General features: G+C 72.5%; 12 protein-coding genes. 3 read left to right on the top strand and 9 right to left on the bottom strand.

From position 1 onward, the window contains the following. Positions 1-26: 26 nt before the first annotated feature. Positions 27-293, top strand: a complete 267-nt coding sequence (locus IEZ27_RS06240) for a hypothetical protein (RefSeq protein WP_189646321.1) — start codon at positions 27-29, stop codon at positions 291-293. A 39-nt stretch (positions 294-332) separates the two neighbouring features. On the opposite strand, the gene IEZ27_RS06235 is transcribed toward IEZ27_RS06240, so the two are convergent. From IEZ27_RS06235 to IEZ27_RS06210, 6 genes are all read right to left on the bottom strand, one after another. Then, positions 333-950 (bottom strand): TetR/AcrR family transcriptional regulator, encoded by a 618-nt coding sequence (locus tag IEZ27_RS06235; RefSeq protein WP_125635194.1) that lies wholly within the window; start codon positions 948-950, stop codon positions 333-335. Positions 951-1,028: 78 nt separating this feature from the next. After that, a complete protein-coding gene (locus IEZ27_RS06230; RefSeq protein WP_189646320.1) occupies positions 1,029-2,891 on the bottom strand; it encodes an ArnT family glycosyltransferase in 1,863 nt (620 codons plus the stop codon). Next, positions 2,888-4,066, bottom strand: a complete 1,179-nt coding sequence (locus IEZ27_RS06225; RefSeq protein WP_189646319.1) for a bifunctional glycosyltransferase family 2/GtrA family protein — start codon at positions 4,064-4,066, stop codon at positions 2,888-2,890. Before IEZ27_RS06225 ends, IEZ27_RS06230 begins: the two co-directional genes overlap by 4 nt. Positions 4,067-4,090: 24 nt before the next feature. Then, entirely contained in the window at positions 4,091-5,470 is a 1,380-nt protein-coding gene (locus IEZ27_RS06220; protein WP_229823438.1) for a sensor histidine kinase, read from the bottom strand. Continuing rightward, positions 5,467-6,165, bottom strand: a complete 699-nt coding sequence (locus tag IEZ27_RS06215) for a response regulator transcription factor (protein ID WP_189646318.1) — start codon at positions 6,163-6,165, stop codon at positions 5,467-5,469. Before IEZ27_RS06215 ends, IEZ27_RS06220 begins: the two co-directional genes overlap by 4 nt. A 64-nt stretch (positions 6,166-6,229) precedes the next feature. Next, complete coding sequence (locus IEZ27_RS06210) at positions 6,230-7,432, bottom strand: cytochrome P450 (protein WP_189646317.1); 1,203 nt, start codon at positions 7,430-7,432, stop codon at positions 6,230-6,232. Positions 7,433-7,518: 86 nt separating this feature from the next. Between IEZ27_RS06210 and IEZ27_RS06205 the strand changes: the two genes are divergently transcribed. Beyond that, positions 7,519-8,073 (top strand): TetR/AcrR family transcriptional regulator, encoded by a 555-nt coding sequence (locus IEZ27_RS06205; protein WP_189646316.1) that lies wholly within the window; start codon positions 7,519-7,521, stop codon positions 8,071-8,073. A gap of 54 nt (positions 8,074-8,127) precedes the next feature. On the opposite strand, the gene IEZ27_RS06200 is transcribed toward IEZ27_RS06205, so the two are convergent. The 3 genes from IEZ27_RS06200 to IEZ27_RS06190 all read right to left on the bottom strand — a co-directional run bounded on the left by IEZ27_RS06200 (position 8,128) and on the right by IEZ27_RS06190 (position 11,178). Continuing rightward, positions 8,128-9,669 carry a phytoene desaturase family protein gene (locus IEZ27_RS06200; RefSeq protein ID WP_189646315.1) on the bottom strand — a complete coding sequence of 514 codons (1,542 nt, stop codon included), beginning with the start codon at positions 9,667-9,669 and terminating at the stop codon, positions 8,128-8,130. 181 nt (positions 9,670-9,850) lie between these two features. Next, positions 9,851-10,153: a hypothetical protein gene (locus tag IEZ27_RS06195; protein WP_189646314.1), complete on the bottom strand. Its 303-nt coding sequence runs from the start codon at positions 10,151-10,153 to the stop codon at positions 9,851-9,853. 134 nt (positions 10,154-10,287) lie between these two features. Beyond that, complete coding sequence (locus IEZ27_RS06190) at positions 10,288-11,178, bottom strand: LysR substrate-binding domain-containing protein (RefSeq protein WP_189646313.1); 891 nt, start codon at positions 11,176-11,178, stop codon at positions 10,288-10,290. Positions 11,179-11,248: 70 nt separating this feature from the next. On the opposite strand from IEZ27_RS06190, the gene IEZ27_RS06185 reads away from it, so the two are divergent. Then, complete coding sequence (locus IEZ27_RS06185; RefSeq protein ID WP_189646312.1) at positions 11,249-12,358, top strand: YeiH family protein; 1,110 nt, start codon at positions 11,249-11,251, stop codon at positions 12,356-12,358. Positions 12,359-12,455: the final 97 nt, after the last annotated feature.

Here is a 12,455-nt window from a genome sequence, read left to right as displayed (position 1 = left end):
GTCGCGAGACGTTGCGGAGGTGACGCATGATGCTTGATACCGCGTTCTGCCTTGAGCGGTTCGCGTGGCACGCGGGCCGTCACGCCGACCTTTCGGTGCAGAGTGTCGCGCTGGCCAGCGACCCGGCGTACGTGTCGGTGCGCAACCGTTTCTCCACGACCCTCGCCGAGACCGTGACGTGCTCCGACGACGGCGCCTTCATCACCTCATGGGGCTACCGCCTCGGCACCACCGAGGACGTCGAGTCGGCGGCGGCCCGCCTGGCCTTCCTGCTGGCCGCCCTCCCCGCCTGACCTGACCATCGCCCGGCCCTGGCCCCCGGGCGCGTGTGATCAGCCGAAGTCCGCCACCGCGATGCCCGCCTCCCTGGCCGCCGCCGTACGCGCGTGGGCCAGCAGCCGCGCCTTGTCCAGCACGTTGGGATGCAGCGTGTAGCGGATGATCAGACCGTCGAGCATGGCGTCGATGCGCTCGGCCGCGCCCGCCGGGTCGGCGCAGGCGAACTCCCCCGCGTCGGTGCCCGCCGAGAGCACCTGGGCCAGCGCGTCGAGCCAGGCCGTCTCCAGCTCCAGCATGATCGCGTTGACGGCGGGCTCGCGCAGCGCGGTGTTCCAGGCGTCGATCCACAGCAGCCAGCTCTGGTCGGAACGCGACTCGGGGATGTAGTAGCGCAGCACCCGGTCGAGCCGCTCGACCGCCGTGCCGGGGCCGTCGGCCAGCTCCTTGAGCCGGGCGCTCTCGATGTCGAGCGTGGCCCGCAGCATGGCGGTGATCAGCTCGTCCTTGGTCGCGAAATGGTAGTGGATCAGGCCGCCGCTGACATTGATGGACTTGGCGATGTCGGCGATGCGCGTGTGGGCCAAACCACGTTCGAGCACCACCTTGCGGGTGGCCTCCAGAAGCTCGGCTCTACGCTGATCAGCCTGCTCGGCCCGGGTCGTACTCGCCACCCGATCAGCCTATAGCGCGCCGGTCGGCACGCCGCGTCGTGGAGCGGCTTTCGTCACCCGGGCCGGCGGTTCTCGTGGTCAGGCGGCGCAGTCGTAGAGGCCGGTGTGGCCGTCCACCGCCGTGCAGTTGGCGGTGACCCAGGTGGTGACCTCGGTGTCGCCGCGGCCTGGGCCTGGGCCGCCGCCGGTGAGCACGTACCTGAGCCGTCCCGAGGAGAGGAGCTCCCGCAGGCGGGGCACGGTCATGGCGGGGTCGGAGCCGGTGAAGCCGCCCATGGCGATCACCGGGCGGCCGGTCGACAGGATGATCGAGGACGCCTGCCGGGCGCTGCTCACGGCCGCCAGCCAGGTGGCCTCGCCCTGGTTGGCGACCAGGTACTTCACCGTCGCGTCGGCCACGCCGCCGCCCATGGAGCCGCCCCGGGGCTCGCCGCGTGGGAGGCCGTCAGGGAACGCGCCGCCGGGGCCGCCTGTCCGGCCCGTGGACGGGCCCGCCGTGGGGTTGGTGCCGTTCACCCGCGACCCCAGGGGTGAGACGGCGTAGGCCGCCGGACCGGCGAGCCCCGCGACCAGGGTGGCCGCCAGCGCCGCCGCGGTCACCCTGCCCGCCGTCCGGGCCCTGGCCAGGACGAGCAGCGCCACGGCCGCCGTGGTCGCCCCGAGCACGACCCAGGCCAGCCACGGCAGCCACTCGGGCGTACGGCGCAACACCGCGAACGACCACCCGCCCGTCACGGCGACCGCCGTCGGGAGCACCCACGCCCATCCCCGCGACCTGCGGTACGCCTGCCACATCACGGTCACCCCCATGCCGGTGAGCGCGGCCACGGCGGGCGCCATCGCGGTCGTGTAGTAGGGATGGAACGTGCCACTGGAGAAGCTGAACACCACGTAGTGCACGACCAGCCAGCCGCCCCACACCAGCCACGCCGCCCCGTCGAAGGGCAGGCCGCGCACCCGTAGGAGCACGGCGAAGGCCAGCGCCACGACGCAGAACGGCAACAACCAGGAGATCTGCCCGGCCATGACGTCGTTGAACAGCCGCCCGGCCCCGGCCTCCCCGCCGAAGCTCACGCCTGCGAGCCTGAGCCCGCCCCCGCCCTGGCCGAAGACGCGGCCGAGCCCGTTGTAGCCGATCACCAGGTCCCGGACGGTGTTGTCGGTCGAGCCGCCGACGTACGGCCGCGACGCGGCGGGCCACAGGTCGACGACCACCATCCACCAGGCGCTCGACACCGCCAGCACGACCCCGGCAGCCAGCAGGTGCCCCACCCGCCTGACCGCCCGGTGGCGGGCGCACACCAGGTACGCCACCCCGAACGCCGGCACCACCAGGTACGCCTGCAACATCTTGGTGTTGAACCCCAGCCCGACGAAGAGCGCGGCGAGGAGCAACGTCCGCGCCCGGCCCGTACGCAGCGACTCCAGGCAGAACCAGGCCGCCAGCACCAGCAGCAGCACGAGCACGGTGTCGGGGTTGTTGTCCCGGTTGATGGCCACGGTGATCGGGGTGAGCGTCATGACCACGGCCGCGACCAGCGCCGCGACGTGCCCCTGGCGGGCCTGCCCGAAGGACCTGCGGACCGCGGAGTACACCACGCCGACGGCCGCCACGCCGACGAGGACCTGCGGCAACAGCATGCTGTACGTGCTGTGACCGAAGATCCGCGCCGACAACCCCATGACCCACAGGGCGAGCGGCGGCTTGTCCACCGTGATGAAGGACCCGGCGTCGATCGCGCCGAAGAAGAACGCCTTCCAGCTCTGCGTGCCCGACAGGACGGCGGCGGCGTAGTACTCGTTGGCGTTCCCGTCCAGCGCCCAGGCGTACAGGACGAAGGCGGCGGCGAGCACGGTCCACATCGCGGGCCGCGACCAGCGCGGGTCGCCGTCGGCCCCGGTGAGCACGCGGACGCGGGCGGGCGCGGCGAGGGCGGTCATCGGGCGTTCCTGCGGCGCTCGGGGTTGAACACCCACACGCGCAGCAGCAGGAACCGCACGAGGGTGGCCGCCGCGTTGGCCGCGATGACCGCCACCAGCTCCACGCCGTGCGAGACGCCGTCGGGCAGCAGCGCGAGGCTCCCCGACGTCAGCGCCAGCCCCACCAGGAACGCGATCATGCCCTCGACCTGGTCGCGCAGCGCGCCGCCCGCGCCCCTGACGCCGAAGGTGAAGCGGCGGTTGGCGGCGGTGTTGGCCACGGCTGTGACGAGCAGCGCGACCGCGTTGGCGGCCTGGGCGGGGACGACCTGCCGCGACATCGTGAACAGCGCCAGGTAGGCCAGCGTGCTCACCACGCCCACGATCGCGAACCTGGGGAGCTGCCTGGCCATCCCCCTCGGCAGCTCGGCCCGCCGCACCTGGGCGGGCATCGGGATGCGCGCCGCGCCCGACAGGGTCTTGCGGGCCACCCTGGCCAGCCCGCGCAGGTCGTCGAGGGCGGTACGCAGGATGTCCACGCGACTGTCGGGGTCGTCCACCCAGTCGACCGGCACCTCGTGGATGCGCAGGCCGTGCCGCTCGGCCAGCAGCAGCAGCTCGGTGTCGAAGAACCACTGCTCGTCCTCGACGGCGGGCAGCAGCGCCTGCGCGATCTCCGTACGCACGGCCTTGAACCCGCACTGCGCGTCGGAGAACCCGGCGCCCATCACCGAGCGCAGCAGCAGGTTGTACGAGCGCGAGATGAACTCCCGCTTGGGCCCGCGCTCCACCCGCGACGCCCTGGCCAGGCGGGTGCCGATGGCCAGGTCGCTGTGCCCGGACAGCAGGGGCGCGACCAGCGGCAGGAAGGCGTCCAGGTCGGTGGACAGGTCGACGTCCATGTAGCTGACGACGTCGGCCTCGCTCTCGGACCAGACCCGGCGCAGCGCCCGGCCGCGGCCCTTCTCGTCGAGGTGCACGGCTCGTACCCGGGGCAGCTCACGGGCCAGTTCGGTGGCCAGCCCCCACGTGTCGTCGGTGCTGGCGTTGTCGGCGATGGTGATGCGGAAGCCGTACGGGAACGTCGTGGCGAGGTAGGCGTGCAGGCGGGCGATGCTCTCCCGCAGCGCCCGCTGCTCGTTGTGGACCGGGACGACCACCTCGACCAGGCGCGTCCCTACTGCTGTTGTCTCCATGCAGCCAGCTCACGGTTTAGGTCTTTAAGAGGACTTATCCGATTCTGAGTGACGGATGAGACTTCCGGGAAGGTCGATTGTCGCGATCGCTCCGCCACCCGGCGCGTTCGACAGGCCCACCTTGCCGCCGGTCTCGGACACGGCCTGCGCCACGATCGCCAGGCCCAGCCCGGATCCGGGCAGGCCACGGGCCGACGGCGAGCGCCAGAAGCGTTCGAAGACGTGCGGCAGCTCCTCCTCGGGGATGCCGGGGCCGTGGTCGCGCACGGTCAGCCGGCCGTCCTTGAGCGAGACCTCGACCTGGCCCTCGGGGCTGAACTTGCGGGCGTTGTCGATGAGGTTGAGCACGGCGCGTTCCAGCGAGGTGGCGCTGCCGACGACGTACCAGGGGCTCAGCTCGGTGATCACGTCGGCGCCGCGCAGGCGGACGCGTTCGGCGGCGGCCGTGACGATCTCGTGCAGGGCCAGCTCGACGTGCGGCTCGTGGTCGGTGTCGCCGCGGGCGAGCTGCAACAGGTCCCCGACCAGCGTGGACAGCTCGGCGAACTGGGCCTTGACGTTGACCAGCAGGCGTTCCTTGGCGCCCGGGTCGAGCTGCCGGCCGGTCTGCTCGCTGCGCAGCAGCAGGTCGATGTTGGTGCGCAGGGTGGTGAGCGGGGTGCGCAGCTCGTGGCCGGCGTCGGCGACGAGCTGCTGCTGGCGTTCGCGGGAGCCGGCCAGGGCCGCGGTCATGGCGTTGAAGGAGGAGCTGAGCCGGGCGATCTCGTCCTTGCCCTGGACGGGGATGCGGGTGTTGAGGTCCTCGGTCTCGGCGATGTGCTCGGCCGCCTTGGTCAGCCGGGCCACGGGACGCAGCGCGGCGCGCGCGATGAGCAGCCCGGCCGAGGCCGCCAGCAGGACGCCGAACAGCGCCACGGCGCCCAGCAGCAGCGCCACCACCTTCAGCGTGTTGCGCAGCTCGCGCAGGGGGGCGGCGTCCATCACCGCCACGCCGGGCGCGAGCTGCTCGGTGAGGACGCGCATCTCGGTGCCGTCGGCGGTGACGCCGTTGTGGAAGTGCTTGGGCTCGGGCCACTCGCCCTTGGCCACCGCCAGGTCCTCGGGCGTGACCACCAGCGCGGGCCCCACGTAGCAGGGCGGGGTTCCGTCACTGAAGATGAGCTGGGTGGAGTGCGCCGGGCCGTAGTGGTCCTTCGGCGCGGGGGTGGGGCGGCAGGACTTCCTGACCCAGTCGAGGTCGTCGCGAGGGTCCTTGCCGGGCTGGCGGCCGAGCTGCCGGTCGGCCTGCTCGTACAGCTGGTGCCGGACGATCATGAAGCAGGCGCCCGCGCTGATCGCGACCGCCAGCGCCACGGCGAACGTGATGAGCAGCGTCAGCCGGGCGCGCAGGCTGTTCCTGATCACGGCGCGGCCCGCAGGACGTACCCCACCCCGCGGACCGTGTGGATCACGCGGGGCTCGCCGCCGGCCTCGGTCTTGCGGCGCAGGTACATCACGTACACGTCGAGGGAGTTGGACGTCGGCTCGAAGTCGAAGCCCCACACCTCGTTGAGTATCTGGTCGCGGGTCAGGACCTGGCGGGGATGGGCCAGGAACAGCTCCATCAGCAGGTACTCGGTCCTGGTCAGGTCGAGCCCGCGCGCCCCGCGGGTGACCTCCCTGGTCGCGGGGTCCATGCGCAGGTCGCCGTAGGTGAGCGCGCCGCCGTCGGCGGCTCCCGTGCTGAGCGCGCCGCGGCGCAGCAGCGCGCGCACCCGCGCCAGCAGCTCGTCCAGCTCGAACGGCTTGACCAGGTAGTCGTCGGCCCCCGCGTCGAGCCCGGACACCCGGTCGCCGACGGCGTCGCGGGCGGTGAGCATGAGGACGGGGATGTGGTTGCCCTGAGCCCGCAGCCGCCGGCAGGCGGTGAGCCCGTCGAGCCGCGGCATCATCACGTCGAGCAGCACCGCGTCGTACGGCTCCCCCGTCAGCGCGTCCAGCGCCGCCTGGCCGTCGTTGGCGGTGCCGACCCGGTAGCCCTCGAACTCAAGGCTCGACTGAAGCGCCTCGCGCAACGCGGGCTCGTCGTCCACCACCAGCAACCGTGCGGGCTCACTCATGTCTCACAAGATATGAGCCCACTATGAGAACACGATGAACGGGTTGATCGATGTTCCCTGAGGATCACCACGCCACCGGCAGGGCCTTGAGGCCGAAGATGACGCCCTCGTACTTGGCGGGCACGTCCTCGTCGGCGACCGTGACCCGCAGGTCCGGTACGCGTTCGAAGAGCGTGCGCAGGGCGATCTCCAGCTCGGCCCTGGCCAGGTTCTGGCCGAGGCACTGGTGGACGCCGTACCCGAAGGCGACGTGGTGGCGGGCGCCGCGGGCGACGTCGAACTCGTCCGGGCGCTCGAACACCCGCTCGTCCCAGTTGGCCGAGGCGCCGAGCACGAAGATGCCCTCGCCCTCCCTGACCTCCTGGCCGCCGATCTCCTGGTCGCGTACGGAGACCCGGTCGAAGGCCACCCAGTCGACGATCGAGTGGTAGCGCAGCAGCTCCTCCACGGCCATCGGCCAGCCCGCGGGGTCCGCGCGCAGGGCGGCGAGCTGGGCGGGGTGGCGCAGCAGCGTGAGCACGCCGAGCGGGATCATGTTGGCCGTGGTCTCGTGGCCGGCGACGAGCAGCAGGAAGATCACGCCGACGAGTTCCCGGTGGGTGAGCTGCCCGCCGTCGATCAGCCGTCCGAGCAGGTCGTCCTGGGGGTCGCGTTCGGCGGCGGTGACCAGGTCGTCGAGGAAGGTCCTGATCTCCGTCATCGCGGTGTAGGCCGCCGCCGGGTCCTCGGTGGCCGAGACGATCGTACGGGTGCGCGACTGGAAGAACTCGCGCTCGGCGTACGGGACGCCGAGCAGCCGGCAGATCACCAGGGACGGCAGCGCCAGCCCGAAGTCCTCGACCAGCTCCGCCTCCCGGCCCTTGGCCAGCATCTCGTCGATGAGTTCGTCCACCAGCCGCTGGATGGACGGGCGCAGCTCCTTGACCCGCCGGACGGTGAACTCGGGGATGAGCAGCTTGCGGAAGCGGGTGTGCTCGGGCGGGTCGAGGTCGATGAAGTGCCCGACCGCGGACTCCTGGAGCGCCGCCGTCTGCTCCGGCGTGGGCGGCTCGGGGGTGAGCAGGGTGTTGGGGTGGCCGGGCGTGGCGGGGTTGGTGCTGATGCCCTCGCCCGAGAGCACCCGCTGGGCCTCGGCGTGCCTGGTGACGAGCCACACCTCGCCGCCGGGGAGCGCGGCCCGGACGAGCGGGGCCTGCTCGCGCAGGCGGGCGTACTCAGGGGGCGGGGCGAACGGGCACGTACGCTGGACAGGGAAGTGCTGAGCCATAGTCTGCTCCCTACAAGCCGATCCGCATTGCTTACTTACGCGAAAGTAAGCAATGCGAGGGCCGGTCGTCAAGGGATGGGAGCACGATGGCAGGGCGGCGGACGGACACCCGCGAGCGGATCCAGCGGGTGGCGCTGGAGTTGTTCGCCGAGCGCGGATACGACAAGACGACCCTCCAGGAGGTCGCCGAACGGCTGGAGATCACCAGGCCCGCGCTGTACTACCACTTCCGTACCAAGGAGGCGATCCTCTCCAGCGTCGTCGACCGTCTCGTGGTCTCGATCGACGAGCTGGTGGAGTGGGCCCGCGAGCAGCCCCGGACGCTGGAGGCCCGGCAGGAGATCCTGCGGCGCATCTCCGGCCTGCTGGAGGACAAGTGGCGGCCCCTGTTCAGGTTCGCCCAGGTGAACCAGGGGGTGGTGCAGGAGCTGCCGGACGGGTCGCGGATGCAGGAGGGCGTCATCTCCATGTTGTCGGTGCTGAGCGCGCCGGAGGACGACCCCGTTCAGCAGTTCGAGGCCAGGCTCGCGGTGTTCGCGGTGATCCTGGGCAGCGTTCCCTTCCTGTTCGACATGCGGTTGCCCGACGCCGACCGCGCGGCGGTGGCGCTCAAGGTGGCCACCAAGCTGATCTCCCAGTGAGCCGCGGCACGGCCTGACGGGCGGTTCACGGGCGGTTCGGGCGGTTCGGGCGGTTCACGGGCGCAGCAGGGCCATCGCCGCGTTGTGGCCGCCGATCCCGCTCACGCCGCCGCCCCTTCGGGCCGCGGCGCCGCACAGCAGGATGCGCTCGTGCCCGGTCTCGACGCCCCAGCCCCCTTCCTGCGCGTACGGCCAGCTCAGGTCCTCGTGGAAGATGTGGCCGCCCGGCAGGCCGGCGTCCCGTTCCAGGTCGACGGGGGTCTTGGCCTCGACGCACGGGGTTCCGTCGGGGGCGCGGAGCAGGCAGTCCTCGATGGGCTCGGCAAGGACGGAGTTCATGGAGGCGAACGTGGCGCGAAGCGCATCTTCGCCCGCCTTTTCCGGATTTTTCCGGAAAAGGCGGGCGGGCATGTGGAGGCCGAACAACGTCATCGTCTCGGCCTTCCCCCTGAGCTCCGGGCCGAGGATGGACGGATCGGTCAGGGAATGGCAGTAGACCTCCGCGGGCGGCAGCTCCGGGATCTCCCCCCGCGCCGCCTGCTCGTACGCCCTGGCGAGCTGGTCGTGTCCCTCGTTGATGTGGAACGTGCCGCTGAATGCGGCCCTGGGGTCGGCCGACGGGTCCTTGAGCCGGGGCAGCCGGGCGAGCACCATGTTGACCTTGAGCTGCGCCCCCTCGGGCGCGGACGCGGCCCCGCCGAGCCCCTGGTCCACCACCGGGTCCAGCCCTTGGTCCAGCACCCGGTCCAGCACCGCCGGGGGCAGGTTGACCAGCACGTGGCGGCCGTTCACGGTGTGCTCGCCGTCCTCGGCGACGTAGGTGACCTCGCCCGACGGTGAGATGCCGACGATCTCGGCGCCGGTCCTGATCTCGGCCCCCGCCCGCCTGGCCGCCCGCTCCAGCGCGCCGGAGACCGCGCCCATGCCGCCCACCGGGACGTTCCACTCGCCCGTGCCGTCGCCGATCACGTGGTAGAGGAAACATCTGTTGGCCAGCAGGTCGGCGGCCGGGTCGGCGAACGTGCCGATCAGCGCGTCGGTGAGCACGACGCCGCGCACGGTGTCGTCGGCGAACCGCTCCTCCACGGTCTGGCCGACGGGCCGCTGGAACAGGTCGCGCCAGGCCCGCGGGCCGACCAGGCGTTCGATCTCGGCGGGGGTGCGCAGCGGTTCGAGCAGCGTGGGGGCGAGGACGCGGGCGACGTCCGCCGTCATGGCGTAGAAGTCGCGCCAGGCCCGGTGGTCGTGCTCGCCGCCGGTGACGGCGCGGAAGGAGGCCGCGGTACGGGTCTCGTCCTCGTTGTCGACGAGCAGGCCGGTGTCGCCCTTGGGGGTGTAGGAGGCGTACCGGCGGCGGCGCAGGTCGAGGTCGAGACCGAGGTCCCGGACGATCCGCGCGGGCAGCAGGCTGACCAGGTAGGAGTAGCGGGACAGGCGTACGTCCACGCCGGGGAAGGCCCGCGTGGAGATCGCCAGCCCGCCGACGTGGCCGAGGCGTTCCAGCACCAGGACCCGGCGGCCCGCTCCGGCGAGGTAGGCGGCCGCGACCAGCCCGTTGTGCCCGCCACCTGCCACGACGACGTCATACGCACCCATCCCCGCACCTTACGACCCGACCCGTGCCATTCGTCAACGGTCCACCCGAAGGCGGGCACGAGTGACGGCCCGGGGAGGGCGCCGGTGACCGCCCGGGGGCGGGGGGCCGTGACGGCCCGCTGCGGTGGGTTTCGCGAGCCCGGCCGGAGGGGTTGCACCGCCCGGCCGGGCCGGTGACGGGTCAGCCTCGCCTGTTCACCCAGATGCGCTTGACCGGCCACGGCATGAGCCGCACCGAGGAGACCCCGCCGACGGTCGTCCAGCCGCCGGTCAGGAGGATGGGGTTGGCGAGCGGGTGCGACTGCTCCACCCCGACGCTGTGCTCGCCGGTGCCGGAGGTGCATGTGCTGTAGGCGTAGTCACCGCTGATCCAGGCGGTGCAGCCGGTGGGCGCGGCCAGGGCGGGCGACGGCGCGAGGCCCGCGGCGGCCAGGCACAACACCGCCGATCCGGCGACGGCGGCGAGATGACGACGAAGGCTCATACGGAGTCTCCTGTGGTTCGGGGGGTGAACGCAGGCTTACTTTTAGGAAACTTTCCTAAGGGAAAGCTAGATCGTGCTCCCGGCAGCGTCAACAGCCGCTTTCACGGACGTTCTCCGGCCCGTCGCGGACGTCCTCACGGGCGGCTGGCGATGGCGAGGAGGGTCGCCGCCGGGGCGGTGAGCGACCGGCCGCGCCGCCAGACCGCGCGCAGGTTCCTGACCAGGTTGAGCCCGGCGAGGGGCACCTCGACCAGGCGTCCGGTCGCGATGTCGGCCTCGACCGCGTAGCCGCTGAGCACCGCGGGCGCGGCGCCGGCCTGCGCCGCGCCCTTGACCGCCGAGTTCGACCCCAGCTCCAGGCGCGGGCTGGCCCGGTGGAGCCGCTTGAAGGCCACGTCCAGGGTCTCGCGGGTGCCGGAGCCCGGCTCGCGGACCACGAGCGGCGTGGCGGCCAGCTCGGCGCCCCTGAGGGCCGTACGGCGGCGGGCCCACGGATGGCCGGGGGCCACCACGACGACCAGCCTGTCGGTGCCCACGACGCGGCTGTCCAGCCCCTCGGGCACGCTCGGCCCCTCGACGAACCCCAGCTCCACCTCCTCGGCCAGCACCCTGGCCGCGACGTCGGTGGAGTTGACCACGTCCAGCCCGACCTGGACCTCGGGCTCCCGGTTCTGCAGCTCGCCGAGCCAGCGCGGCACCAGGTACTCGGCCACCGTCATGCTGGCGGCCACCCGCAGATGGGCCGCCTCGCTGTGGCGTACGGCCTCGACGGCCCGCATCAGCTCCTCGGCCGCGGCCAGCACCTGGGCGGCCCAGTCGGCCACCATCCTGCCCTCGGCGGTGAGCGTGGACCCGCGCGGCGTGCGTTCCAGCAGGGGTACGCCGAGGCGGCGTTCCAGCAGGGCCACCCGCTTGCTGGCCGACGGCTGGGCCATGCCCGCCGCCTTCGCCGCCTGGCCCAGGCTGCCCAGCTCGCCCACGTCCACCAGCAGCTTCAGCGAGTCGAGGTCCGGCAGCGCACTCATAGCCACAGGCTATGGCCTCCCAGGCAACGCGTGTCTACCGACCGGTACGAAAGCCACGAAAACTGGCATCATGCCTCTCCCCGACCAACGACTCTCGCCCTCCGTCCCCGTACCCGTCCCAGGTGAACCGCCCGTCCGGCAGGCGTCGGTGTGGCCCGGGATCGGGCTCGCGGCCGTCGCGGTGGTGGTCGCCATGGTGGTGAACCGGTTCGTACCGGCGTTCAGCCCGGCGGTGATCGCGGTCCTGTCGGGCGCGGTCCTGGCCAACCTGGTCGCGGTCGCCGCGTCGTCGTCCGGGCCGGCGGGCGCGGACAACACGGGCGCGGGCCGGGCGGGCGTGGTCTGGGAGCGGTTCAGGCCCGGGCTCGCGTTCGTCTCCAGGCGGGTGCTGCGGGTGGCGATCGCCCTGCTCGGGTTGCAGATCGCGATGCCGCAGGTGCTCGCGCTCGGCTGGCAGACGCTGGTGATCGTGGTGGCGGCGACCGGGGTCACGTTCGCGGTGACGCCGCTGATCGGCCGCCGCCTGGGCCTGTCGCCCGGTACGTCGCTGCTGGTGGCGACCGGCGTGTCCATCTGCGGGGCGGCGGCGGTCGCGGCCATGCGCGAGAGCGCCGACGGCACCGACGACGACGACGCGGCCGCCGCGCTGAGTGTGGTCGTCCTCTACGGCAGCGCCGCCATCGTGGCCGTACCGGCGCTGGCGGGGCTGCTCGGGTTGTCACCGGCCCAGCTCGGGGTCTGGACCGGGGCCGCCGTGCACGAGGTCGCCCAGGTGGCCGCGATCGGCGCCGCGTCGGGCGTCCTGGCCGCGGCCGTGACGGTCAAGCTGGCCCGCGTCATCCTCCTGGCCCCGCTCGTCGCCCTGACCGCCGTCCGCGCCCGCCGCCCGGACACGGCCCCGCAAACCCGGCGGGAAGGGCGCAGGCCGCCGGTCATGCCGCTGTTCGTGGCCGCGTTCCTGGTGATGGTGGCGGTACGCAGCACCGGCTGGGTCCCCGAGCCGGTCACCGAGGCCGTCCCACAGGTCACCAACGTGCTCATGGCCGCCGCGCTGTTCGGCCTGGGCACCGGGATCGACGTACGGAAGCTGATCAAGGGCGGCCGGGCCGTGCTGCTCGGCGCGATCGCCACAGGGCTCATCGCCGCCGTCTCCCTCACGGGGGTCGCCGTCCTGCTGTGAGAGCCCTCTGAGTGGACGTCCTGGCCGGGCCCCCGTACGCTGCTCGGTTCGGAACAAATTCCGTCAGGCATGCCGTTCTCCCTGAACCGGCCAGGAC

Origin of the sequence: Nonomuraea spiralis (genome assembly GCF_014648435.1) — a bacterium.
Classification (GTDB): Bacteria; Actinomycetota; Actinomycetes; order Streptosporangiales; family Streptosporangiaceae; genus Nonomuraea; species Nonomuraea spiralis.
The sequence above is the reverse complement of the archived record's forward strand: the minus strand, read 5'-3'. Positions and strand labels throughout refer to the sequence as shown.